General features: G+C 72.7%; 16 protein-coding genes and 1 pseudogene. 12 read left to right on the top strand and 5 right to left on the bottom strand.

Annotated features, from left to right (window positions below; translation table 11 throughout):
- Positions 1 to 9: 9 nt before the first annotated feature.
- Together HTV45_RS11060 and HTV45_RS11055 are read right to left on the bottom strand one after the other, a co-directional pair.
- Positions 10 to 1,557, bottom strand: a complete 1,548-nt coding sequence (locus tag HTV45_RS11060) for an alpha/beta hydrolase (protein WP_215205517.1) — start codon at positions 1,555 to 1,557, stop codon at positions 10 to 12.
- A gap of 86 nt (positions 1,558 to 1,643) precedes the next feature.
- The gene (locus tag HTV45_RS11055) at positions 1,644 to 4,379 is read right to left on the bottom strand and encodes a lysylphosphatidylglycerol synthase transmembrane domain-containing protein (protein ID WP_215205516.1); all 2,736 of its coding nucleotides are present in this window, start codon (positions 4,377 to 4,379) and stop codon (positions 1,644 to 1,646) included.
- A 186-nt stretch (positions 4,380 to 4,565) separates the two neighbouring features.
- Here HTV45_RS11055 and HTV45_RS11050 point away from each other — a divergent pair, with 186 nt between their 5' ends.
- The 6 genes from HTV45_RS11050 (at position 4,566) to HTV45_RS11025 (ending at position 16,067) form a co-directional block, all read left to right on the top strand.
- The gene (locus tag HTV45_RS11050) at positions 4,566 to 4,991 is read left to right on the top strand and encodes an MGMT family protein (protein WP_215205515.1); all 426 of its coding nucleotides are present in this window, start codon (positions 4,566 to 4,568) and stop codon (positions 4,989 to 4,991) included.
- Positions 4,992 to 5,305: 314 nt separating this feature from the next.
- Positions 5,306 to 8,884 (top strand): ATP-dependent DNA helicase, encoded by a 3,579-nt coding sequence (locus tag HTV45_RS11045; protein ID WP_308309428.1) that lies wholly within the window; start codon positions 5,306 to 5,308, stop codon positions 8,882 to 8,884.
- A 100-nt stretch (positions 8,885 to 8,984) separates the two neighbouring features.
- Positions 8,985 to 12,614, top strand: a complete 3,630-nt coding sequence (locus tag HTV45_RS11040; RefSeq protein ID WP_215205514.1) for a UvrD-helicase domain-containing protein — start codon at positions 8,985 to 8,987, stop codon at positions 12,612 to 12,614.
- Positions 12,615 to 12,624: 10 nt separating this feature from the next.
- Positions 12,625 to 14,037 (top strand): dipeptidase, encoded by a 1,413-nt coding sequence (locus tag HTV45_RS11035; protein WP_215205513.1) that lies wholly within the window; start codon positions 12,625 to 12,627, stop codon positions 14,035 to 14,037.
- 139 nt (positions 14,038 to 14,176) lie between these two features.
- Positions 14,177 to 15,121, top strand: coding sequence for an NAD(+) diphosphatase (nudC, locus tag HTV45_RS11030; RefSeq protein WP_215205512.1), 945 nt, complete (start codon positions 14,177 to 14,179; stop codon positions 15,119 to 15,121).
- 148 nt (positions 15,122 to 15,269) lie between these two features.
- On the top strand, positions 15,270 to 16,067 hold the full coding sequence (locus HTV45_RS11025) for a hypothetical protein (protein WP_215205511.1): 798 nt from the start codon (positions 15,270 to 15,272) through the stop codon (positions 16,065 to 16,067).
- 60 nt (positions 16,068 to 16,127) lie between these two features.
- Here the strand turns inward: HTV45_RS11025 and HTV45_RS11020 are convergent, their stop codons facing one another.
- Positions 16,128 to 16,385, bottom strand: coding sequence for a mycoredoxin (locus HTV45_RS11020; protein WP_215205510.1), 258 nt, complete (start codon positions 16,383 to 16,385; stop codon positions 16,128 to 16,130).
- Between the two features lie 163 nt (positions 16,386 to 16,548).
- On the opposite strand from HTV45_RS11020, the gene HTV45_RS11015 reads away from it, so the two are divergent.
- The 5 genes and pseudogenes from HTV45_RS11015 to HTV45_RS35025 all read left to right on the top strand — a co-directional run bounded on the left by HTV45_RS11015 (position 16,549) and on the right by HTV45_RS35025 (position 20,433).
- The gene (locus HTV45_RS11015; protein WP_215205509.1) at positions 16,549 to 18,756 is read left to right on the top strand and encodes an ATP-dependent DNA helicase UvrD2; all 2,208 of its coding nucleotides are present in this window, start codon (positions 16,549 to 16,551) and stop codon (positions 18,754 to 18,756) included.
- A 163-nt stretch (positions 18,757 to 18,919) separates the two neighbouring features.
- Positions 18,920 to 19,237 (top strand): hypothetical protein, encoded by a 318-nt coding sequence (locus HTV45_RS11010; protein WP_215205508.1) that lies wholly within the window; start codon positions 18,920 to 18,922, stop codon positions 19,235 to 19,237.
- 168 nt (positions 19,238 to 19,405) lie between these two features.
- Positions 19,406 to 19,774, top strand: coding sequence for a WhiB family transcriptional regulator (locus tag HTV45_RS11005; protein ID WP_215205507.1), 369 nt, complete (start codon positions 19,406 to 19,408; stop codon positions 19,772 to 19,774).
- Positions 19,771 to 20,094: a hypothetical protein gene (locus HTV45_RS11000; protein WP_215205506.1), complete on the top strand. Its 324-nt coding sequence runs from the start codon at positions 19,771 to 19,773 to the stop codon at positions 20,092 to 20,094. Before HTV45_RS11005 ends, HTV45_RS11000 begins: the two co-directional genes overlap by 4 nt.
- 132 nt (positions 20,095 to 20,226) lie before the next feature.
- Positions 20,227 to 20,433, top strand: a pseudogene (locus HTV45_RS35025) (hypothetical protein).
- A 71-nt stretch (positions 20,434 to 20,504) separates the two neighbouring features.
- Here HTV45_RS35025 and HTV45_RS10995 read toward each other — a convergent pair.
- Complete coding sequence (locus HTV45_RS10995; protein WP_215205505.1) at positions 20,505 to 21,872, bottom strand: AarF/ABC1/UbiB kinase family protein; 1,368 nt, start codon at positions 21,870 to 21,872, stop codon at positions 20,505 to 20,507.
- Positions 21,865 to 23,115 carry a TOMM precursor leader peptide-binding protein gene (locus HTV45_RS10990; protein WP_215205504.1) on the bottom strand — a complete coding sequence of 417 codons (1,251 nt, stop codon included), beginning with the start codon at positions 23,113 to 23,115 and terminating at the stop codon, positions 21,865 to 21,867. The genes HTV45_RS10995 and HTV45_RS10990 overlap by 8 nt, the downstream gene beginning before the upstream one ends.
- A gap of 228 nt (positions 23,116 to 23,343) precedes the next feature.
- Here HTV45_RS10990 and HTV45_RS10985 point away from each other — a divergent pair, with 228 nt between their 5' ends.
- Positions 23,344 to 23,940: a M48 family metallopeptidase gene (locus tag HTV45_RS10985; RefSeq protein ID WP_215205503.1), complete on the top strand. Its 597-nt coding sequence runs from the start codon at positions 23,344 to 23,346 to the stop codon at positions 23,938 to 23,940.
- Positions 23,941 to 24,058 lie beyond the last annotated feature (118 nt).

The following is a 24,058-nucleotide window of genomic DNA, read 5'->3' as shown; positions in this document are numbered from 1 at the left end:
GTGGGACGGTCAGGGGCAGACGGTCCCGGCCGCCGGCACTTTGCCGTCCAGTAGATAACCGTGCACCACGCCCTGCACGCACGCATCCCCGCTGTGGTAGGCGCCGTGGCCCTGCCCCCGGTACGTCAGTTCCACACCGACACCCTCGCCCAGTGTTCGCGCCATCGCGCGTGCCCCCTCGTAGGGGGTGGCCGGGTCGCCGGTGTTGCCGATCACCAGGATCGGTGCGGAGCCGGGGGCACTCACGTCCGGATGACCGGCGGCACCCGGCACCGCCCAGTCGGTGCAGCCGATCATGCCCCACGCCAGGTAGTCGCCGAACAGCCCGGACGCCGCACGGAACTCGGGCAGGCTGCGCTCCACGTCCCCGGGGGTGTGGCGGGTGCTGTCGTCGGCGCAGTCGACGGCGGTGTTGGCCGCGGCGAGGTTGCTGTATTCGCCGTTCTCGCCGCGGCCGTTCATCGAGTCGGACAGCAGCATCAGGATCGTGCCGTCACCGTCGTAGGCCTGCTCCAGACCGTCGGTGAGGAACTCCCAGAAATCCTGCGAGTAGAGCGCCTGCGCGATGCCGCCGGTCGCCGCGGTCTGCGTCAGTTCACGCGGGAAGATCCCCGGGACGGGGGCGCTGTCGAGGTCCTTCAGAAACCCTGCGATCCGGTCCTTGACCTCCTGCGCGCTGCCTCCGACGGGGCACTGCCCGGCCCGGGAGACGCAGTCCTCGGCGAAGTTGTCGAGGGCGAGCTGGAATCCGCGGGCCTGTCCGAGTGCGCCCTGTTCCGCGGTCTGTGTGGGGTCGACGGCCGCGTCGAACACCGCGCGGCCCACCTTCCGGGGGAACAGGTGGGCGTAGACGCCGCCGAGTTCGGTGCCGTAGGAGATGCCGAAGTAGTGCAGCCGTTCGTCACCGAGGACCCGGCGCATCAGATCGAGGTCGCGGGCGGCGTCCGTGGTGCGTACATGAGGCAGGAGCCGCCCGGAGTTCTCCTCGCAGTCCGCGTTGAACGCCCTGGTGCCGTCCAGGAGTTCCGCGCGTTCGGCGGCGTCGTCGGGAGTGGCGTCCTGCTGGAAGCGGGCGTCGAGCCGCCGGTCGTCCTGGCAGATCACGGGCGCGCTGCGGCCGACCCCGCGGGGGTCGAAGCTCACCAGGTCGTAGCGGGTGTGCAGCCTCGCGTAGTCCTCGCCGAACGCGGGCAGAGTGGTGACGCCGGAGCCGCCCGGACCGCCGAAGTTGAAGATCAGCGAGCCGATGCGCTCGCGCTCCGTGCCGCTCGACCTCGCCCGGATCAGCGCGAGACCGATGGTGTCGCCCTCGGGGTCGTCCCAGTCCAGCGGGGCCTTCATGGTGGCGCAGCCCCACTCGCCGCCGGCACCCGGCAGAGGGGACGGGGCTGGGCCCGCGCCCTGCTCCTCGGACGGGGCCGGGCAGTCCTTCCAGACGAGCTCCTGTCGCGTCAGGTCCTGGACCCGGTTGTCCCCGCCGCAGCCCGCCAGCAGCGCGGGCAGCATCAGGGCGCAGACGGTCAGGGCGGCGCCGCGCGGGCGGAAGGGGTGGGGCATGCTTCCCATCCTGCGGTCGCCGGGGGCGGGACGCGCGGGACACGGGCCCGTACGAGGTAGGGGCCCCGGCCCCTCGGGAGGCCGCTCTACAGGGCCGTTTTGCGGGTGAGGTGGTTGAAGGCGAGCCACCCCGGCAGCACGGGCAGCCACAGCGTCAGCAGCCGGAAGAGCAGCACCGCCGGTGCGGCGACCTCCTTGGGGAGGCCGACGGCGATCAGACCGACGGTCAGGGTCGCCTCGACCGCGCCGATACCGCCCGGTGTGGGCGCAGCCGACCCGAGCGCGTTGCCGGCCAGGAACACGACAGCGACGCTCGCGAGGCTGACCGACGTCGTCTCGTCGCCGAACGCCCGGATCGAGGCGTCCAGGCACATGACGAAGCACGCCGTGAGCAGCAGCATGCCGCCGATACCGGTGACCAGCTTCTGTGGCCGTTGCAGCACATCGAGCATGCGCGGCACGACTCCCGCGAAGAGCGACCGTACGCGCGTGACGACGAATTTCCGCAGGAACGGCACCGACGTCACCACGAGCACCAGCACCGCGACCGTGAGCAGGCCGCCGATCACCGTGCGGGACGGCGAGAGGGAGGGTGTCTTCTCGGTACCGGTCAGATAGCCGAAGGCCAGCAGCATCAGGATGTGGCAGCCGAGCCCGAAGAGCTGGGAGGCACCGACGCTGGCGACCGCCAGCCCCGGGCGCACCCCGGCGCGCTGGAGGAAGCGGGTGTTCAGGGCGACACCGCCCACCGCCGCGGGGGCGACGATCTTCACGAACGAGCCGGCGACCTGCGCCCCGACGGTCCGCAGGAAGGGCACCCGCTCGGGCACGAAGCCGAGCAGGGCCATGGCCGCCGCGAAGTAGCTGGCCGCCGAGAACAGCACCGCCGCGGCCACCCAGCCCCACTGCGCGTTCGCGACCAGCGGGCCGAACTCGATGTGGGTGAGCTGGGTGAGCAAGAAGTACGCGCCGATCGCGCCGGCGATGAGACTGATCAGCGTCCGCGGCCGCACCCGCTCCAGCCGGGCCGGCTCGACCGGAGCCTGCGGACGGATGCGCAGCACCTCGTGCCGGATCTGGGTGAGCAGATCCTCCTCGCGTGCCTCCTCCAGCGCCTCGTCGATGGCCCGCTTCTCGGCCCGCTGCTCCGCGCGTACCGCCTTCTTGTCGGCCTTGCCGTTCTTGTCGGACCTGTCGGGAAGTGGCTGTTCGGCGTCGTGGGCGCCGTCGTGCTCCGCGTGGGCCGGCTTGGCCTGCCGGGCGGCGTCGAGTACCGCCTCGCGCTCGCGTTCGGCCCGTTCCCGCGCCAGCTTGCGCAGGGTTCCGCGCGTGGAGCGGCTCAGCGCGATGGGCTGGAGCATCGGCAGACAGTCCGCCACGGTGTCGGGACCGAGGACGCTCAGCGCGGAGGCCACCGCGCGTTCGGCGCCCACCCGGAGCCCCAGCGTCACCAGCAGCTGGGAGATGTCCATCCGCAGCAGCAGGTCGCCGGCCGCGATCTCGCCACCGCGCAGGTCGGTGAGGATCACCGTGCCGGAACGATCCACCAGGATGGCGTCGCCCACCAGCCTGCGGTGCGCGATACGGCGCGACTGCAGGGCCTGCACCTGGTGCCAGGTGTCGCGCAGCAGCGCGTCGGTGATCTCCTCGTCCGGCAGCGAGTCGAGGGTGCGTCCGCCGCTGTGCTCGTAGACGAGCATGACCGCGTCGGGGCCGAGCTCGGAGGTCGCGATCAGTTTGGGCGCGTTGGCTCCGGCCGCGATGGCCGCGTACGCGAGGAGCGCCTCCTGCTCCAGGGCCTGGCGCAGCGACTGCAGGCTGCGGCGGGTGGCGAAGCCGCGCAGGGCCAGATTGCGCCACGCGCGGTAGAAGAAGCCCTGCGCCTGCTGTTCACGGTCGACCACCGTGACGTCCAGCGGCGGGCCGTCCTCCAGGGTGACGAAGTACCTGCGCCCGCGGTCGCCGGTCTCGGAGGTGTCCGCCGCCTCCTCGCGCGAGGCGGTCACGGGGTGGAAGCCGACGGTGCGCAGGCCCGCCATCAGGGTGCGTCCGGTGGGGCGCACGTTGGGCGAGCCCACCGCATAGAGGGTGCCGTAGGCGACGGTCCAGCCGATCAGTACCGTGAGGATGATCGAGAACGGGGTCGTGTACCCGGTGACGAGCATCGAGAAGGCGTCGAGGAGCAGCACGACCCACAGCACCGCGCGCCACCGGGGTCTGCGGGACATCCCGACCGCCGTCATGTACGCAATGACCGGAGCCAGATAACCGTGCACCGGGTCGGTGAGGGCGTGGAGGTCGCCCGGCGAGGGCTGGGTGAGCGCCTCCTGGATCGAGCCCGGAGCGGCACGTGCCACCCACAGGTCGGTGGCGAGCGTCACGCCGTGCGCGAGGACGGCGGCGAGCACGCCGTCGGCGATCCGCAGACCGTCCCGTTTGATCAGCCGTTCGATGGCGAAGGCGACCGGTACGAGGAGGATCGCGATGCTGGAGGCCAGTCCGGCGATCTTGATCAGCAGGTCGGGCGCCTGACCGGTGCCCTTGGTGATGTCCTGTTCCAGCCCCGAGGTGGTGCCGTGGGCGAACGCGGCGATCGCCAGCAGAATCACGACGGCCAGCACGCCGCCCAGGAGCCGCATGAGATCGGAGGGGCGGTGCACCCGCGCGGGAAGCAGCGGTTCGTCGCCCTCCACCTCGTCGATGTGCGCGGTGTCACGGTCGGCGCTGTCGCCGTCCGCGGTGTCGCCGTCCGTGGTGTCCGGGCGCGACGAGGCGTCAGGGGTTCCCTCCGTGTCCTCGGGGTCCGCGCCCTGCTGCTTCATCGTCTCTTCTCGATCTCGTATCACCGGTCACCGCCCGCACGATGGTGGCATGCCGTATCGCCACAAGGGGGCATCAGGGTCGAAAAGCGGGGCGGCACAGTCTGCCCGAGGCGCTGCCCCGGGGCGAGTCGTCCGCACACCCGTGAGAGCGTCGCGTTGTCGGTGGCGTGGTGCAGGATGGGGCGGATGAGCCAGGAGAGCCTTCCGTCCGACGGCGGCCCACAGGACGCGGATGCCCTGCCCGAGTACGCCGAGCGGGTCCTCGAAGTGGCCGAGCTGATCCCGCCGGGCCGCGTCATGACGTACGGGGACGTGGCCGAGTGGCTGGGGGAGGGCGGGCCCCGGCAGGTCGGGCGCGTGATGGCCCTGTACGGGGGAGCCGCGCCGTGGTGGCGCGTGGTCCGCGCGGACGGTGTGCTGCTGCCGGGCCATGAGCTGAGGACCCTCGGCCACTACCGCGCGGAGGGCACACCGCTGAAGGAGATGAGCCGGGCCGCACAGGACCATGTGCCGCGGCTCGACATGAGACGCGCGCGATGGGACGGCGGCGGGGACACCGGGGGTCACACCTGTCAGCCTCCACCCTCGCGCACGCTGCCGTGTGACCTCTGACGTGTCCGGGGGAAACACGGCACATCCGTGGCATGACGTACGTTCGTGAGATGCGGGACAGGTGCGCCGTGAGGGGCCGGAGGGAAGAAGCGGAAGGTATGCCTCCGCGATTTTCACCGGCGTAGCGTCGGCAGAGCGTGTCCCCTTCATCACCCGCCCACCGCCCCGCACACGCGGCGAAGGACCCCACAGCACACCCACCAGGACCGGCGAACCACGTGAGCACCTCTTCCTCCACCAGCGGCCTGTCGCACCCCTCGGTGCGTCAGGGGAACCGCGGCGCTTATCGACTGGTGCGTACCCCGCCGGCTCGCGTGGATCCCCCTGGGCTGGACGCCGCGCAGCGCTCCGTGGTTGAGCACACCACCGGCCCCCTGCTCGTTCTCGCAGGTCCGGGCACCGGGAAGACCACCACGCTGGTCGAGTCCGTGGCCGCCAGGACCGCCCGCGGCCAGGACCCCGGGCGGATCCTGGTCCTCACGTTCAGCCGCAAGGCGGCCGTCGAACTGCGTGACCGCATGGCCCTGCGCATCGGTGCCGCGCACGCGCCGCAGGCGACCACCTTCCACTCGTTCTGCTACGCCCTGATCCGCGCCCACCAGGACAGCGACCTCTTCGCGGAGCCGCTGCGGCTGCTGTCGGGCCCCGAACAGGACGTCACCGTCCGTGAGCTGCTCGCCGGCCAGGTGGACCTGGAGCGGCTCGGGCTGGCCCATGTGCGCTGGCCGGACGAGCTGCGCGCCTGCCTGACCACCCGTGGCTTCGCCGACGAGGTCCGCGCGGTGCTCGCCCGCACCCGGGAACTGGGCCTCGGCCCCGACGCCCTGAACGCCTTCGCCCGCCGTATCGGACGCCCCGACTGGCGGGCCGCCTCCGCCTTCCTCGCCGAGTACCTCGACGTCCTCGACCTGCAGGGTGTCCTCGACTACGCCGAACTCGTCCACCGCGCGGTGCTCCTCGCCCGCCGCCCGGAGATCGCCCGGCAGCTCGCCCTGCGGTACGACGCCGTCTACGTCGACGAGTACCAGGACACCGACCCCGCCCAGGTACGCCTGCTGCACGCCCTGGCCGGCGGACGCACCCTCGTCGCCTTCGGCGACCCCGACCAGTCGGTCTACGCCTTCCGGGGCGCGGACGTGGGCGGGATCCTGGAATTCCCCCACGCCTTCCCCCGCGCGGACGGCCGTCCGGCCCCGGTCGAGGTGCTGCGCACCTCCCGTCGCTCCGGCGCCACCCTCCTCGAGGCCACCCGGCGGCTGACCCGGCGCATGCCGTTGTCCCGGCTTCCCGCCGAGAAGGTCCGCGCCCACCGGGAGCTGACCCCGGTGCGGGAGGGCGGCCGGGCCGAGGTGTACACGTATCCGACGTCCGGCACGGAACTGGACAACATCGCCGACATCCTGCGCCGGGCGCACCTGGAGGACGGGGTCCCCTGGGGCGACATGGCCGTCCTGCTGCGAGCCGGAGCCCGCACCCTCCCCACCGTCCGCCGCGCGCTCACGTCGGCAGGCGTCCCCGTGGACGTCGACGGCAACGACCTGCCCCTGCGCCACGAACCGGCGGTGGCCCCGCTGCTGACCGCCCTGCGCGCGGTGGCGACGGCGGCGGCGGCCGACCGGGACAACACCGCGGCCACAGCCGCGGCGGGTGCCGGAACCGGCGCGGGCGCCGGACCTCACACCGTGTCCGTGTCCGTGTCCGAGACCGAGACCGAGACCGAGACCGAGACCGAGACCGATGCCGGGGCCGTAGCCGGGGCCGATCCGGGTCCGGGAGCCGACGCAGGAACCGCGGCGGGTTCGGGTGCCGGAACCGGCGCCGGGCCCGGCGCCGCGTCCGAGACCGGAGCCGATGTTCACCGCGATGCCGGAGCGGAAGCGGGAGCCGACGCCGGAGCCGAGGCCGGGCCCGGAGCCGCATCCGGGCCCGGAGCCGCGTCCGAGACCGGAGCCGCGTCCGAGACCGGAGCCGCGTCCGAGACCGGCGCCGGGGCCGGGCCCGGCGCCGGGGCCGGTGGCTGCTGGCTCGACACCGAGACCGCGCTCACCCTGCTCACCTCCCCCCTCGCCGGCATGGACGCCGCCGATCTGCGCCGGCTCGGCCGGGCCCTGCGCGAGGAGGAGCGTGCCGCGGGCAACCCGCTGCCCCCACCCTCGGACGAGCTGCTCGCACGGGCACTGGCCGAGCCGGAGCGCCTCGCCGTGCACGATCCCGTCTACGCGCGGGGCGCCCAGCGGCTCGGCTCCCTGCTGCGCCGGGCCCGCGAGCGCCTGGCGGACGGAGGCACGGCCGAAGAGGCTCTGTGGGAGCTGTGGAACGGCACACCGTGGCCCCGGCGCCTGGAGCGCTCCGCCCGGCGCGGCGGCGCGGCGGGCCGCAACGCCGACCGGGACCTGGACGCCGTGTGCGCCCTGTTCGCGACGGCCGCCCGCGCCGAGGAACGCACCGGCGGCCGGGGTGCCCTGAACTTCCTGGAGGAGACCGAGGCCGAGGACATCGCCGCCGACACCCTCACCCGGCGTGCCGTCCGCCCCGACGCCGTGCGCCTGATGACCGCGCACCGCTCCAAGGGACTCGAGTGGCGCCTGGTGGTGGTGGCCGGCGTCCAGGAGGGACTCTGGCCGGACCTGCGCCGCCGCGGCTCCCTGCTGGAGGCCGACCGCATCGGCCGTGACGGACTCGCCGAACCCCTCACCCCCGGCGCACTGCTCGCCGAGGAACGCCGTCTCTTCTACGTCGCCGCCACCCGCGCGCGGGAGCGCCTCGTCGTGACGGCCGTGAAGGCCCCCGCCGACGACGGCGACCAGCCCTCCCGGTTCCTGACCGAACTCGGCGTCGAACCCAAGGACGTCACCGGGCGGCCCCGCCGCCCGCTGTCCGTCGCCGCGCTCGTCGCGGAACTGCGCGCCACCACCGTCGATCCCCGGGTCTCGGACACCCTCCGCAGGGCCGCGGCCCTGCGGCTGGCCCGGCTCGCCGCGCTCGCCGACGAGGACGGCCGCCCGCTGGTGCCGTCCGCGCACCCCTACCGCTGGTGGGGCATGTTCGACCCGACGGAGGGCAAGGTCCCGCTGCGCAACCGCGACCAGCCCGTCGTGCTCTCCGGCAGCGCCCTCGACCAACTGGCCAACACCTGCGCCCTGCAGTGGTTCCTGGGCCGCGAGGTGAAGGCCGACGCGCCCGCGACCGCCGCCCAGGGCTTCGGCAACGTGGTGCACGTGCTGGCCGACGAGGTGGCCTCCGGGCACACCCCGGCCGATCTCGCCGTCCTCATGGAACGCCTCGACTCCGTGTGGAACGCGCTCGCCTTCGACGCGCCGTGGAAGTCGTCGCAGGAGAAGGAGAACGCGCGCGTGGCGCTCGAACGGTTCCTGAAGTGGCACGTCATGGACCGCACCGGACGCACCCCGGTGGCCAGCGAGCACGACTTCGACGTCACCCTCGAGGCGGGCGACTACGCGGTGCGCATCCGCGGCCAGATGGACCGCGTCGAAACCGACGGCGGGGGACGTGCGTACGTCGTCGACTTCAAAACCGGCAAAGGCGCGCCCAGCGCCAAGGAGGTCGAGCGCCACCCGCAGCTCGCCGTCTACCAGCTCGCCGTCGGTGAAGGCGCCGTCGACGCGGCCTTCGGCGGAGCGCGTCCCGAACCGGGCGGCGCCGAGCTCGTCCAGCTGCGCCAGGGAGCGGCGAAACGGGACGGCGGCGAGACCCTGCCCAAGGTGCAGGCCCAGGAGCCGCCGGAGGGCGAGTGGGTCGGTGATCTGCTGGCCACGGCCGCCGGGAAGGTCCTCGACGAACGGTTCACCCCGACCACGGGCCAGCACTGCACCCACTGCGCGTTCCGTGCCTCGTGCAGCGCCCGCCCCGAGGGCCGACACGTCGTCGAGTGACGAGCGTGACGCATCGCACCACCTCTCCCGACCTGCGGTGATACGCGTACCGATGGCTCGGTCGGCTTCCGGTGTCAGTGCCCGCCGCTAGATTCTGTGTGTGCCCGCCCCCATCAGCGATCCCGAACAGCTCAAGGAGCTCCTCGGTATCCCGTTCACCCCGGAGCAGACGGCCTGCATCATCGCGCCGCCCGCCCCGCAGGTGATCGTGGCCGGAGCGGGGTCGGGCAAGACGACGGTGATGGCGGCCCGCGTGGTGTGGCTCGTCGGCACCGGCCAGGTCGCCCCCGAACAGGTACTCGGCCTGACCTTCACCAACAAGGCCGCCGGTGAGCTCGCCGAACGCGTCCGCAAGGCGCTGCTCAAGGCCGGCGTCACCGACCCCGACCCCCTCCCGTCACCCGGCCACCGCCCCTCGGCGACGGCGCTTCACGCCGTCCCTTTCCCGTCGGACCCGGACAACCCCCCGGGCGAGCCGGTGATCTCCACGTACCACGCCTTCGCGGGCCGCCTCCTGACCGACCACGGCCTGCGCATCGGCCTGGAACCGACCTCCCGGCTGCTCGCCGACGCCACCCGCTACCAGCTCGCCGCGCGCGTCCTGCGCGAGGCACCCGGTCCCTACCCGGCGCTCACCCGCTCCTTCCCCGACCTGGTCGGCGACCTCCTCACCCTCGACGGCGAGCTCGCCGAGCATCTGGTGCGCCCCGAGGACCTGCGCGCCCACGACGCCGAGCTGCTGCGCACCCTGGAGCACATCAAGCTCACCAACGCCGATCTGCGCAAGGTCCCCGAGGCGGCCGCCGCGCGGCGAGAGCTGGCCGGACTGGTGCTGCGCTACCGGGCCGCCAAACGCGAACGCGATCTGCTCGACTTCGGCGACCAGATCGCCCTCTCCGCCCGGCTCGCCGCTGTCCCCGAGGTGGGCGGCGCCCTGCGCGACGAGTTCCGCGTGGTCCTCCTCGACGAGTACCAGGACACCTCGGTCGCCCAGCGCGTCCTGCTGGCCGGACTCTTCGGCGGCGGCACCGGCCACCCGGTGACCGCGGTCGGCGACCCCTGCCAGGCCATCTACGGCTGGCGCGGCGCCTCCGTCGCCAACCTCGACGATTTCCCCGACCACTTCGCCCGCGCCGACGGCCGCCCCGCCACCCGTCAGTCGCTCAGCGAGAACCGCCGCAGCGGCGGCCGCCTGCTCGACCTCGCCAACGGACTGGCCGAGCCCCTGCGCGCCATGCACGCGGGAGTCGAGGCACTCCGCCCCGCCCCGGGCGCCGAACGCGACGGCACCGTCCGCTGCGCCCTGCTGCCCACCCACGCGGAGGAGATCGACTGGATCGCCGACTCCCTCGCCCACCTCGTGAACACCGGAAAGGCGCCGGGCGAGATCGCCGTCCTGTGCCGCACGGCGACGGACTTCGCCGAGATCCAGGGCGCCCTCGTCGCCCGGGACGTCCCCGTCGAGGTGGTCGGCCTGTCCGGGCTGCTGCACCTGCCCGAGATCGCCGATCTGGTCGCCGTCTGCGAAGTCCTCCAGGATCCCGGGGCCAACGCCTCCCTGGTACGGCTGCTGACCGGCCCCCGCTGGCGCATCGGACCCCGCGACCTCGCCCTGCTGGGGCGCCGCGCGCGGCTGCTGGTCTCCCACGCGCGCGTGGAGGACGACGACAACCCCGACCGGCGGCTCGCCGAAGCCGTCGAGGGCGTCGACCCGGCCGAGGTGATCTCCCTCGCCGACGCCCTCGACACCTTCCTGGAGACACCGCTCGACGGCCACGGCGACGACGACCGTCTGCCCTTCTCCGCCGACGCGCGCGTGCGTTTCGCCCGCCTGGCCGCCGAACTGCGCGACCTGCGCCGCTCTCTCGCCGACCCCCTCATGGACGTCCTGCACCGTGTCCTCGCCGTCACCGGCCTGGAGGTCGAGTTGTCGGCGTCCCCGCACGCCCTGGCCGCCCGCCGGCGCGAGACCCTCTCCAACTTCCTCGACGTCGCCGCATCCTTCGCCGCCGGCGACGGCGAGGCCGGCCTGCTCGCCTTCCTCGGCTTCCTGCGCACCGCCGCCCAGTACGAGAAGGGCCTCGACAACGCGCTGCCCGGCGGCGAGAACACCGTCAAGGTGCTCACCGCCCACAAGTCCAAGGGCCTCGAATGGGACGTCGTGGCCGTCCCCGGACTGGTCACCGGCACCTTCCCCAGCGGCCGGGGCCGGGAGAAGTGGACCGCGCAGGGCAAGGTGCTGCCCCACGCCCTGCGCGGCGACGCCGACACCCTGCCCGACGTCCCCTCCTGGGACGCCCGCGGCCTGAAGGACTTCCACCAGGAGATGAACGACCACCAGTACACCGAGGAGCTGCGCCTCGGCTACGTCACCTTCACCCGCCCCCGCTCCCTGCTGCTCGGCTCCGGCCACTGGTGGGGCCCCAGTCAGAAGAAGCCGCGCGGCCCCTCCGCTTTTCTCCGGTCCCTCCACGATCACTGCGCCGCCGGACACGGCGAGATCGAGGCGTGGGCGGAGGAGCCCGCCGAGGACGAGGAGAACCCCGCCCTGCGCCGGGCCGGCGACGACCAGGTGTGGCCGCTGCCCCTGGACGACGACGCCCTCGTCCTGCGGCGCGCGGCCGCCGAGACCGTCCTCGCCCACCTGGACGGCCTCGCCGCGCACCCGGACGGCCCCGCCACGGCCGTACACGATCCGGAGACCCACGACGACCCGGACTGGCCGCCACCACCGGACGACGACGAGCCCTGGCCCGCGGAAGACGCCCTCCCCGGGCACGACCCCTTCGCGGACACCGACCCGGACGAGCCGCGCTATCCGGGCGACCTGGACGAGCCGGACGAGCCGCGCTATGCGGGCGACCCGGGCGACCCGGGCGACCGGGACTCCTGGACCACCGGCCGCCCCACCGTCCCGCACCAGGCGACACCCCCCGAAGCCGGCGGACGCCCCCGCACGGAGCGGCGCCGGCCCGCCCGACCGCCGGAGGAGCACCCCCTCACGCCCGAGGAGGCCCGTACGCTCGCATCCTGGGACCGCGACCTCGACGCGCTCACCGGAGAGCTGCTGCGCACCCGCGCGGCCGTCACCGAGGTCCCGCTCCCCGCCTCGCTGACCACGTCCCAGCTGCTCCGTCTCGCCGAGGACCCCGACGGCTTCGCACAGGAACTGGCCCGCCCCATGCCCCGCCCGCCGCAGCCCGCGGCCCGCCGCGGCACCCGCTTCCACGCCTGGGTCGAGGCACGCTTCGAGGCGCTGACCCTGCCCATGCTCGACCCGGACGAGCTGCCCGGCAGCGACGCCGAGATCGACGACGAGCGCGACCTGGAGGCCCTCAAGGAGGCCTTCGAGCACACCGAGTACGCCCGCCGCACGCCGTACCGCGTGGAGGCGCCCTTCCAGCTGACGATCGGCGGCCGCGTCGTCCGCGGCCGCATCGACGCCGTGTACAGAGAGGACGGCGCACAGGGGACGACGTACGAGATCGTCGACTGGAAGACCGGCCGAGGCCGCACCGCCGACCCGCTCCAGCTCGCCGTCTACCGTCTCGCCTGGGCCGAGCAGCAGGGCATCCCGGTGGAGAACGTCACAGCCGCCTTCCTGTACGTACGCACCGGTGACATCGTCCGGCCCGGGGCCCTGCCCGGACGCGCGGAGCTGGAGCGACTGCTGCTCGGGGAGCCGCCCGGTGAGATACCGCACTCCGAGGACACCCCCGCGGGCCGATAGGCTCGAGAACATGAACCACCCCGTTGACAGTGCCGTCAGCGCCGTCCGTACCTGCATCGAGCAGCACCGCGCCGCCTTCCTCGACGACCTCGTGGAGTGGCTGCGCATCCCTTCCGTCTCCGCGCAGCCCGAGCACGCGCCCGACGTGCGCCGCAGTGCCGACTGGCTCGCCGCCAAGCTCAAGGAGACCGGATTTCCCGCCGCCGAGGTCTGGCACACCCCCGGCGCCCCGGCCGTCTTCGCCGAGTGGCCCTCCGCCGACCCCGAGGCCCCCACCGTGCTGGTCTACGGCCACCACGACGTACAGCCCGCCGCCCGCGAGGACGGCTGGGACAGTGAGCCCTTCGAACCCGTCGTCCGCGGCAACCGCCTCCACGCCCGCGGTGCCGCCGACGACAAGGGGCAGGTCTTCTTCCACACCCTCGGTGTGCGCGCCCACCTCGCCGCCACCGGCCGCACCACCCCGGCCGTCCACCTGAAACTCCTCATCGAGGGCGAGGAGGAGTCCGGGTCCCCGCACTTCCGGGACCTCGTCGAACAGCACGCGCGGCGGCTGGCCGCCGACGCCGTGATCGTCTCCGACACCGGCATGTGGTCCGAGAACACCCCGACGGTGTGCACCGGCATGCGCGGACTCGCCGAGTGCGAGATCCGGCTGTACGGGCCCGACCAGGACATCCACTCCGGCTCCTTCGGCGGCGCGGTCCCCAACCCGGCCACCGCCGTCGCCCGCCTGGTGGCGGCCCTGCACGACGAACACGAGCGCGTCGCCGTCCCCGGCTTCTACGACGGCGTCGTCGAACTCACCGACCGGGAACGCGAGCTCTTCGCCGCGCTCCCCTTCGACGAGGAGCGGTGGCTGCGCACCGCCAAGTCGCACGGCACCCGGGGCGAAGCCGGATACAGCACCCTGGAACGCGTCTGGGCCCGCCCCACCGCGGAGGTCAACGGCATCGGCGGCGGCTACCAGGGACCCGGCAGCAAGACCGTCGTCCCGTCCTCCGCCATGGTGAAGCTCTCCTTCCGGCTCGTCGCCGGACAGGACCCGGAGCACGTGGCCGACGCCGTCCGTGACTGGGTGCCCGGGCAGCTCCCCGACGGCATCCGCCACGAGATCTCCTTCAGCCCCGCCACGCGTCCCTGCCTCACCCCGCTGGACCACCCCGCCCTGAGGTCCGTGGTCCGCGCGATGGGCCGCGCCTTCGGCACACCCGTACTGTTCACGCGCGAGGGAGGCTCGGGACCGGCCGCCGACCTCCAGGACGTACTCGGCGCACCGGTGCTCTTCCTCGGTATCTCCGTCCCGTCGGACGGCTGGCACGCCCCGAACGAGAAAGTCGAACTCGACCTGCTGCTGAAGGGCGCCGAGACCAGCGCCCACCTGTGGGGCGACCTCGCCGAGCACTGGTGGCACGCCCCCTGACCGCCCCACGCCGCACAACCCGCCGCCCGCGCGGGACACACCGGTACGGCCCGCCGCCCCCGTGCGCCGCCGGACCCGGCACCGCCCGCCGAACCGTCCGCCGACCCGATCCGTTCCCCCGGGGGAGTTGGAAGCACTCGTGACCACCTGGACCGACCACACCGCCGACCGCCCCATCTCGCTCACCGCACCCAGCGGCATCGACCGCGCCGCCCACCACCGGCTCGACGAGGCATGGCTCGCGGCGGCCTGGAGCCACCCCTCGACCCGCTGCTTCGTGGTCTCCGGCGGTCAGGTCCTCATCGACGAGACGGCGGACGGCCGCACCGAACTCGTCATGACCCCGTCCTTCGAGGCCCCGCTCACCGAGGCACACCGCTACTTCCTGGGGTGCGACGAGGACGGCGTCAGCTACTTCGCCCTGCAGAAGGACAACCTGCCGGGCCGCATGGACGCCTCCGCCCGCCCCGCGGGCCTGCGCGAGGCAGGCCTGCTCCTGGCGCCGCGAGAGGCGGGCCTGATGGTGCACGCCGTCGCCCTGGAGAACTGGCAGCGACTGCACCGCTTCTGCTCCCGCTGCGGCGAGCGCACCGTCATCGCCGCCGCCGGCCACATCCGCCGCTGTCCCGCCTGCGGTGCCGAGCACTACCCCCGCACCGACCCCGCGGTGATCATGGCCGTCGTCGACGACCACGACCGCATCCTCCTCGGCCGCCAGGTCCACTGGCCCGAAGGACGCTTCTCCACGCTCGCCGGATTCGTCGAGCCCGGCGAATCCATCGAACAGTCGGTGCGCCGCGAGGTCCACGAGGAGGTCGGCATCGGCGTCGGCGAGGTCGAGTACATCGCCAGCCAGCCCTGGCCCTTCCCGTCCAGCCTCATGCTGGGCTTCACCGCCCGCGCCACCACGACCGAGATCAACGTGGACGGCGACGAGATCCACGAGGCCCGCTGGTTCTCCCGCGACGAACTGGGCGCCGCCTTCGAGTCCGGCGAGGTGCTCCCGCCGTACGGCATCTCGATCGCGGCCCGCCTGATCGAACGCTGGTACGGCAAGGAGCTGCCCGCCCGCAACACCTTCTGAACCGGCACGCCACGCGGCGGGGCGGCCCTCCCTCCGAGGCGGCCGCCCCGCTGCGAACCGCTCGGACACCGGCCTTCGCGGCCGCGGTCGTCCAGCACGGAAGCGGTGGCCGTCGGCTGTGTCCGACCCGGGTGCGACACTGCGGTCCATGTCTCTCGCCGAGCTCACACTCGACCGGTGGCGTTCCTTCGAACTGTCCACCGCACGCCGCGTCGCCGAGGAGGCCGCTCGTTCGGTGGACGGCCGGGTGACCCTCGTGGAGACCACGGAGCACCTCGGTGCCCCGCTGCATCGCGTCCGGATCGAGCGGAACGGGCAGGAGTTCGCTCTGATACCCGGAGGGCCGGTGTCCCTCGGCTTCGACCTGGACGACTGGCGGCCGACCCCGCAGCAGACTGCCGACTGCGCCGAGGTCCTCGAACAGGGCTTCGGCTACGGCCCCGACCTGCGGGAGCACCTCGCGCGGGTGCTCAGCCCGCGCCGGAGCGTCGTCCTGGCCACCGTGCTCATGGCCGTGGAGGACGAGAACCTGACCGCGCTGCCCGGTGACATGCCGGCCGTTCTCGCGGCCCGCGGCCTGCGGATGCCCAGCTCCGACGAGTGGGAGCACGCTTGCGGAGCCGGTGCGGGAACCCTGTTCCGGTGGGGGAACGACTGCCCTCTCGACCGCGTTCCCCACGGGGACCGCACAGGCCCCCAGAACCGGCTGAGCGCCTTCGGCCTGCGCATCGCCTACGACACCTACCGCACCGAGCTGACGAGCGATGTCACGGCGGTCCACGGTGGAGACGGTGGCGAGTCGGTGTGCGGCGGCCACGGCCACCTGCTCGCATGGCTGCCCCTGGCCACGGCCCACCGCAACCCGGCCATGGCCGAGTTCGTGTACGGCCCGGAGGGTGAGGATCTCTACGAGTCCTCCTCCACCCGGCCCGTCCTCACCCTCTGAACCGGCACACGAAACCCCCGGCCGGCGGCGGGCCGGTCGGGGGCTGGGCCGAGCGCGAGGTCAGGCGCCGAGCGCCTGCTTCACCTGAGCGAGGCTCGGGTTCGTCATGACGACCTCGGGGCCGTCGGCGGCGGGGAGCACGAGAACGGTCGGAACCGTCTGGTTCCCGCCGTTCGCCTTTTCCACGAACGCCGCGGACTCAGGGTCCTGCTCGATGTTGATCTCGGTGTACGCGATGCCCTCACGGTCCATCTGGCTCTTCAGCCGGCGGCAGTAGCCGCACCACGTGGTGCTGTACATCGTCACAGTGCCCTGCATGCCTTTCGGCTCCTTCGGCGGCTCGGGGAAGTCCTCGTCGAGGAGGGAACGTACGGGGAAGCGCCGGCATTCCCACGTGACGGCTGCCGCATTGGTACGACCGCGAGGCCTGCCCTGTGGACAACCGGCTCACCTGTCTCCGGCGACCTGGCAGCATGGCTGTGTGACAGCAGCAACGCACTCCCCCCTCTTCCCGCGGGTACCGGACTCGGCCGACGCGGTGCTCGAAGGGCTCGACCCCGAGCAGCGGGCCGTGGCCACCGCCCTGCACGGCCCGGTGTGCGTGCTGGCGGGCGCGGGTACGGGCAAGACCCGGGCGATCACCCACCGGATCGCCTACGGGGTGCGCGCCGGGATCCTCCAGCCCTCCAGCGTGCTCGCCGTCACCTTCACCAACCGGGCGGCCGGGGAGATGCGCGGCCGGCTGCGACAGCTCGGTGCCGCCGGTGTCCAGGCCCGCACCTTCCACTCCGCGGCGCTGCGCCAGCTCCAGTACTTCTGGCCGAAAGCGATCGGTGGTTCCCTGCCCCGGCTGGTCGACCGCAAGATACAGCTGGTCGCCGACGCGGCCGCCGCCTGCCGTATCCGGCTCGACCGGGGAGAGCTGCGGGACGTCACCGCCGAGATCGAATGGTCCAAGGTCACCCAGACCGTTCCGGCGGACTACGCGGCCGCTGCCGCGAAGACCGGCCGGGAGACACCCCGTGATCCCGCGGAGGTCGCCCAGCTCTACTCCGCCTACGAGGACCTCAAGCGCCGGAGGGCCGTCATCGACTTCGAGGACGTGCTGCTGCTGACCGTCGCCGTCCTGCAGGACCGGCACGACATCGCCGACCAGGTCCGCGCCCAGTACCAGCACTTCGTCGTCGACGAGTACCAGGACGTCAGTCCCCTCCAGCAGCGCCTGCTGGAGCTGTGGCTCGGCGACCGGGAAAGCCTGTGCGTGGTCGGCGACGCCAGCCAGACGATCTACTCGTTCACGGGAGCAACCCCCGACCATCTGCTCGACTTCCGTACGCGCCATCCCGGTGCCACGGTCGTCAAGCTCGTCCGCGACTACCGATCGACCCCCCAGGTCGTCCGGCTGGCGAACGGACTGCTCGCCCAGGCCCGCGGCCGCGCCGCCGATCACCGGCTGGAGCTCGTCTCCCAGCGTGCCGCGGGGGCCGAGCCGGTCTTCACCGAGTACTCCGACGAGCCCGCGGAGGCCGAGGGCGCCGCGCGCCGCATCCGTGAGCTGATCGCCGCGGGGGTACCGGCCGCCGAGATCGCGGTGCTGTTCCGCACGAACTCCCAGTCCGAGACGTATGAACAGGCCCTCGCCGATGTCGGGGTGCCCTACCAGCTGCGCGGGGCCGAGCGGTTCTTCGACCGCCCCGAGGTGCGCAGAGCGATCGTCGCCCTGCGCGCCGCGGCCCGCTTCGGGCGCAACGACGCGCTCCTCGACGACGCCCCCGACCTGCCCTCCCAGGTGCGCGCCGTACTCTCGGGCGAGGGCTGGAGCACGCAGCCCCCGGCGGGGTCCGGCGCGGTCCGGGAGCGCTGGGAGTCACTGGCCGCCCTGGTGCATCTGGCCCAGGACTGCGCCGCCGCCGGTGCCGACGCCACGCTCGCCGACCTCGTCGCCGAGCTCGACGAGCGGGCGGGTGCCCAGCATGCCCCCACGGTGCAGGGCGTCACCCTTGCCTCGCTGCACTCGGCCAAGGGGCTGGAGTGGGACGTCGTCTTCCTCGTCGGTGTGGCCGAGGGCATGATGCCGATCACCTACGCAAAGACGGACGAGCAGATGGAGGAGGAACGCCGGCTCCTCTATGTCGGTGTCACCCGGGCGCGTGAGCGTCTCCATCTCTCCTGGGCTCTCTCCCGCTCGCCCGGCGGCCGGCCGAGCCGCCGTGCCAGCCGCTTCCTCACAGGTCTGCGCCCCGGTTCGGTCACGGCCGCGGGCCGTGGTGGTGCCGCGGGTGCCGGGGGTGTGGAGCGCGGTTCCTCCGGCGCGGCGCCCGGCCGGGTCACGCCCGGTCCGAGACGGGGACAGCGCAGCCCGGCCCGCTGCCGGGTCTGCGGCCGCACGCTGACCGAGGCGGGCGAGATGAAGCTGATGCGCTGCGAGGACTGTCCCTCCGACATGGACGAGGGACTGTACGAGCGGCTTCGTGAGTGGCGTGCGGGCCAGGCGGAGCTCAGCGGACAGCCGGCCTTCTGCGTCTTCACGGACAAGACGCTGATCGCCATCGCGGAGACGGTCCCCGACGACGAGCACGGCCTCGCCCGCATTCCCGGGGTGGGGATGCGCAAGCTGAACCGCTACGGGGCCGATGTTCTGGCCATCTGTGCAGGCCGCGAGGTCGCCGGGGGGCGTGATCCGGACTGATACGAACTCGTCGAGAAAATAGTTTGCGCATGCCCCGGAGATCCCCATAGGTTCTTAGCCACGGGGACAGTGGCCTTCACCCAGGCCTTGAAGCCGTGTTCTACTTGCATATCCACGGACCGGTTCGACCCGGTCCCCAAGACGCCGAGAGGAGGCGAGTCCAGTGATCAGCATCAACACCAGCTCCGTCGTCGAACTGACCGATCACTCGGCCGTCTCCCTGTGCATTCTCGGCGCCTCGGATCAGGGCACCGGTCTGTCCGGCATCCGTGCCGCAGGCCTCGTGTCCTGCGTTGCTCCCGCGGCTCCTGCCGTCCGTGAGCGCGATGAGCGACCGACCAAGGCACTGGAAGCAGCAGTAGTGGCAGAGGCGGGGGCCTATGCCTTTGCGGCAGCCGGTGCCGGATTCCGGAAGCAGACGACGCAGCACCACCTGATGTGGGCCTTCCGTGGGCCAGAACCCTGGAGTGATCCAGCCTGACGCGATCAGGCCGGCGCCTTCAGGGCCGCGGAACCCCACCCGGGATCCGCGGCCCTTCTGTTTTCCCCGAACGGGGAGAGCGAAGCGCCTCGGGACAGGAAAAGACCCGGTACCAAGCCGCCACCCGGCCCAACAGGCCGGAACCGACCAGACGAGGAAGACGAAACCGTGCAACTCGAAGCGCACGCTCCGTCCGTACCGCCTTCCGACACGATCCCCAAGTCCGGCTCCACGGAGGACCCGACCTTGACTCCGCTCACCGCGCTCACCGCGCTCGACGACGCCATCGAGAACCTCGGCGTGCCCGTCCCGTGCCGCTCCTACGACCCGGAGGTCTTCTTCGCCGAGTCGCCCGCGGACGTCGAGTACGCCAAGTCGCTCTGCCGCACCTGCCCGCTGATGGAGGCCTGCCTCGCCGGCGCCAAGGAGCGGCGTGAGCCCTGGGGCGTCTGGGGTGGCGAGCTGTTCGTCCAGGGAGTCGTCGTCGCCCGGAAGCGGCCGCGTGGCCGCCCGCGCAAGAACCCGGTCACAGCATGAACACCCCGGGAACGATCGACCGACCCCTCACGCACGAACCCCAGAAGCAGGCCCCGATGATGCCGTCCACTCACGAGCCCGCAGGCTCCGCGACCGAAGACTTCACCACCAGCGGCGCGAACGACTCGCGCCAGAACAGGACCCGAGAGATGCAACTCATGCAAGAAGCCATGGCTCGTGCGCGAATGCACGAGCGACTGCACGAGGCGCAACAGGAGCGCCAGGCCGCGGGCCTGGTGACCGCGCGCCGGATGCAGCGCCGGGCCGAGATCGCCTCCCGGCGCGCCCGCCGGGCGCTCGCCATGGCGGTCATGCAGTAACCCGTCCCACCCGATGGCTGGCCTCCCCGGCGGAGGCCCGGTGGTCCCCGCGGGGTCCGGTCCGTCCACACGGACCGGACCCCGCGGTGCGTTGTGCCGGACGGCGCGCCGCGACGGCGTTGTCGTCGCCGGGTGACGAGTCGTTCCGGTGGCGGTGACGAGGGTCCCCCGGCGGAACCGGGCCGGCTGGTGTGTGCCCGGTGCGGCAGCGCGCCGAGAGCCCGCAGCCGACGTGGACCTTCTCCGTGGAGGACGGTGCTCGTCGGCACTGCTGCGAGAGGTGTCCGGCGTGAGCATCTGCGGGCCATCGAGGGGCGTCTGGACGCGCAGTGGTGGTAGCGCAGGCCCCCGCCCCGGCGTCGGCGTCGGCGTCGGCGGGTCCCGGAGTGCCGGCCCGCCGACCGGACCGGTCAAGCCTCCGCGGCCGGTTCCTCCACCTCCGGCTCCTCCGGGACGAACGCGGGCAGCCACTCCTCCAGTTCGTCCCGCAGCCGCACCGTCGCCCCCAGCTGGCAGAGCACACCGATCGTGCTCAGGGTCACCCGGTGGATCAGAAGGTAGGCGGGGGGAAGATTGAGCTGCTTGGCGAGCTGGGAGGCGGGGGAGCGGGGGTCGGCTATCCGGGCCGCCTGACTTCGCATCCAGCCGCGGGTGAAGGTGAACTCCTCGGCCCGGGCCGGCTCGATGATCGGCAGCAGATATTCCAGGACGGCCTCCGGGTCCAGTTCGATCGAATCCTTGACGAAGCCCTCCGAGCAGAGCATCGCGTAGACCGCTTCGGCATCGCCGTCCAGAGTGATGCGCAGAGCCTCGCCGATGGGGGAGGGCAGTCCGCCCGGGAGCCGGTCGACGGTGCCGAAGTCCAGTACGCCCAGGCGCCAGTCGTCCTGACCGGTCGGACCGCCGGGCAGCAGGCGGAAGTTGCCCGGATGCGGGTCGGCGTGCAGCAGGCCGGTGCGGGCGGGGCCGGAGAACAGGAAGCGGGCCAGGAGCTGGCCGGCCCGGTCGCGCTGTGCCTCGGTGCCGTCCGAGATGATCTCCGACAGCGGGATGCCGTCCATCCATTCGGTGATCAGTACCTGGTCGCCCTGGTGGACCACGTCCGGCACGACGACATCCGGATCGCCGTCGAACTCCTCGGCGTGGGCCCGCTGGGCCTGGGCCTCCAGCCCGTAGTCCAGCTCCTCCGACACACGGTCCTTGAGCTCCGTGATCAGCGGTTTGACGTCCATACCGGGAACGAGCGGACCCAGCAGGCGGGCGAAGCGGCTCAGCTGGTTCAGGTCGGACAGCAGGGCCTCGCCGGCCCCCGGGTACTGCACCTTGACCGCCACCTCGCGGCCGTCGTGCCAGACGGCCCGATGCACCTGGCCGATCGAGGCCGCGGCGGACGGTTTGTCCTCGAATTCCGAGAACAGCTCCCGCCAGTCCTCGCCCAGCCGTTCCTCGAGCACCGTGTGAACGGTGCGGGTCGGCATGGGCGGGGCGGCCTCCTGGAGTTTGGTCAGCGCCGCTCGATAGGGACCGGCGACTTCCTCCGGCAGGGCCGACTCGAAGACCGACAGGGCCTGGCCGAACTTCATCGCGCCGCCCTTGAGCTCGCCGAGCACCTTGAACAGCTGCTCGGCGGTGCGCTGCTGCAGTTCCCGGCCGACAAGCTCCGCGGACTCGCCCACGATCCGCTTGCCGAGTCCCCAGGTCGCCCGCCCGGCGAAACCGAGCGGGAGCGCGGCCAGCTTGGCGGTCCGGGTGACCGCCTTCCGGGGAAGATCAGACATGCGCCCTCCAAGTACCTGCCGGCCGTTTCGCGTCCGCCTGTCGGCGCCACTTGTCCGACGGCCTCGGCCCGGCCATTGTCTCGCGTGGTCCCCCACTCCCGGCGGTGTGTTCTCCCTTACCTTTTGCCGGATGGCCTTCCGGCTCGGTCTCCTGGTCCTTCCCGGCCGCTCCGCACGGGCAGCCGGGGTGGGGCCATACCGGCCGAGCATGCCAGTTCAGACCGGGAAGGGACACCTCCCAGCGGGCGCCGGCCGTGGACGGCACCCGGCCGTCCAGGAAGGCGAGCGCGTGTGCGGCCGCCAGCCCCGCCACGGTCGTGGCCAGGGTCAGATCGCAGGCGCCCACCCGGCGCTGCCGTCCGGAGCGCCATTGGGCGACCAGCCGGGGCCAGGCCGGGTCCCGGTCGACGCGGTCCTGCTGGAGACAGCCCGCACAGCCCGTCTCGCCGGGCAGTACCAGGGGACCGGCCACGCCGGTCCCCTCCACCACGCCGGCGTAGAGATGGGACGTGCCGGAGGACAGGAGGGGCTCGGCGGCCGACGGGTCGGGCGTGTACACGGCGACATCGTCCCGCGGGGCGAGGACCACCAGGGAGAACGGGGGCTCGCCCTCGTCGAGGGGGGAGCGGGCGGCCCGGCGGGGCGGTCGGTCCGGTGCGGCCCGGCGCACAGCGCGGCGGGCCGCTTCCTCCCGGCGGTCCCCGACGGCGTCGGCGGGCAGACCGCCCGGTGTGACGTCCCACGGCTCGACCCGTCCGACGTCCCGCACCTCGACCTCGCCCACCCCGGCCCCCGACAGCAGCGCCGCGACTGCCGCGCCCACCCGGCCCGCGCCTCTCACCTGCACCCGTGTGCCGCGACGCGCCGCCAGCCGGCGGAGCGGGTCGCCCGGTGCGGAGGTGGTGAGGGCGAGGGAGGCCAGGTCGGGGCGGAGCCGCTCGAGGACCTCGGGTCTCCCGCGCAGGGACTCGCCGGCCGGTCCGCCGCCGCGGGAGTCGTCCAGCAGCCCGGCCCGCGACAGCCGTCGTACGAGCCGGTCGACATGTCCGTCGGGCAGATCCATGCGCCGGCCCTCCTCACGCAGGAGCTCCACACCGCGGGTGCCGTCGAGAAGGTCGAGGAAGCTGCCCGTCGCCGTGTCCACCGGACCCAGAGTCAGAGCGTGTGCCGGGGTCATCCCGAACTGCACGGTGTTGAGATCGCGCCAGCCGCGCCTGAGCGCGGGCTTGACCACTGGATGCATGACGAAGACCCCCTTATGTCCCGCTTATGTCCCGGATTCTTCTCCTGGACGGCCGGGCCCGTCGTGATTCGGGCCACGCACGCCAGCATGCCGGGACGGGGCGGAGGCCGCCGAAAGTTGTCCACAGGCACCGGAATTCATCTGATAAATCCGGCGCATGGTGGTGGGATCGCTGGGCAACCGTCCCGGAGTCAAGACTTCCCCGTGTGCAGCGGGTAACGTCGGGGCGTGCCCGCCGACCCACTGCACAGCGCCGGAAAGCCACAGCGCAGCACGACGAGCCAGCCGACGAACGGCTCGAGGGCGAGCGCGATCGAGGTCCGCAGGAGCGCCCGTCGACGCAGGACGGTCTCCGCGTACCGCGAGGGCGATCGCACCGTCGTGCTCATCCCCGCCCGGATGTCCGAGGCGGAGGAGCAGCGCTGGGTCAACGTCATGCTCGACAAGCTGGCCGCCCAGGAGAGCCGGCGGACGCTCGGGGACACGGAGCTGGCCGAGCGCGCCCGGCGGCTTTCGGACCAGTACTTCGACGGGCGGGCGAGGCCCGCCTCCGTACGCTGGGTGACCAACCAGAACACGCGCTGGGGCTCCTGCACCCCTTCCGAGGGCAGCATCCGCCTGTCCCACCGGCTGCAGGGCATGCCCGAGTACGTCGTCGACTACGTGCTCTGCCATGAACTGGCGCATCTGCTGGTACCCGGTCACGGACCTCGATTCTGGCGGCTGCTGGAGGCGTATCCCAGGACCGAGCGGGCCCGCGGCTACCTCGAGGGCGTGGTCGCCGCCGAGCGGCTGCCGCACGTCCCGGGGACGCGTGATGTGTGAGCAGCGCGCGAGGTGAGCGCACCGTAGGCCCCCGCACGCGTTGTGTACCGGGTCTGTACCGACTCCATCCGGTGTCGGTGTTTGCAGTTAGCCTGGCGCGACGCACTCACATTCGGGA

Origin of the sequence: Streptomyces sp. CHD11, assembly GCF_018638295.1 — a bacterium.
In the GTDB taxonomy this organism is placed as follows: Bacteria; Actinomycetota; Actinomycetes; order Streptomycetales; family Streptomycetaceae; genus Streptomyces.
This window is presented reverse-complemented; position numbering and strand designations above follow the sequence as displayed.

What these genes read in the sequence shown, in the direction of transcription:
- HTV45_RS11060 (WP_215205517.1), bottom strand. Translation starts at nt 1,557, where the DNA reads ATGCCCCACCCCTTCCGCCCGCGCGGCGCCGCCCTGACCGTCTGCGCC.
- HTV45_RS11055 (WP_215205516.1), bottom strand. Translation starts at nt 4,379, where the DNA reads ATGAAGCAGCAGGGCGCGGACCCCGAGGACACGGAGGGAACCCCTGAC.
- HTV45_RS11050 (WP_215205515.1), top strand. Translation starts at nt 4,566, where the DNA reads ATGAGCCAGGAGAGCCTTCCGTCCGACGGCGGCCCACAGGACGCGGAT.
- HTV45_RS11035 (WP_215205513.1), top strand. Translation starts at nt 12,625, where the DNA reads ATGAACCACCCCGTTGACAGTGCCGTCAGCGCCGTCCGTACCTGCATC.
- HTV45_RS11025 (WP_215205511.1), top strand. Translation starts at nt 15,270, where the DNA reads ATGTCTCTCGCCGAGCTCACACTCGACCGGTGGCGTTCCTTCGAACTG.
- HTV45_RS11020 (WP_215205510.1), bottom strand. Translation starts at nt 16,385, where the DNA reads ATGCAGGGCACTGTGACGATGTACAGCACCACGTGGTGCGGCTACTGC.
- HTV45_RS11000 (WP_215205506.1), top strand. Translation starts at nt 19,771, where the DNA reads ATGAACACCCCGGGAACGATCGACCGACCCCTCACGCACGAACCCCAG.
- HTV45_RS10995 (WP_215205505.1), bottom strand. Translation starts at nt 21,872, where the DNA reads ATGTCTGATCTTCCCCGGAAGGCGGTCACCCGGACCGCCAAGCTGGCC.
- HTV45_RS10990 (WP_215205504.1), bottom strand. Translation starts at nt 23,115, where the DNA reads ATGCATCCAGTGGTCAAGCCCGCGCTCAGGCGCGGCTGGCGCGATCTC.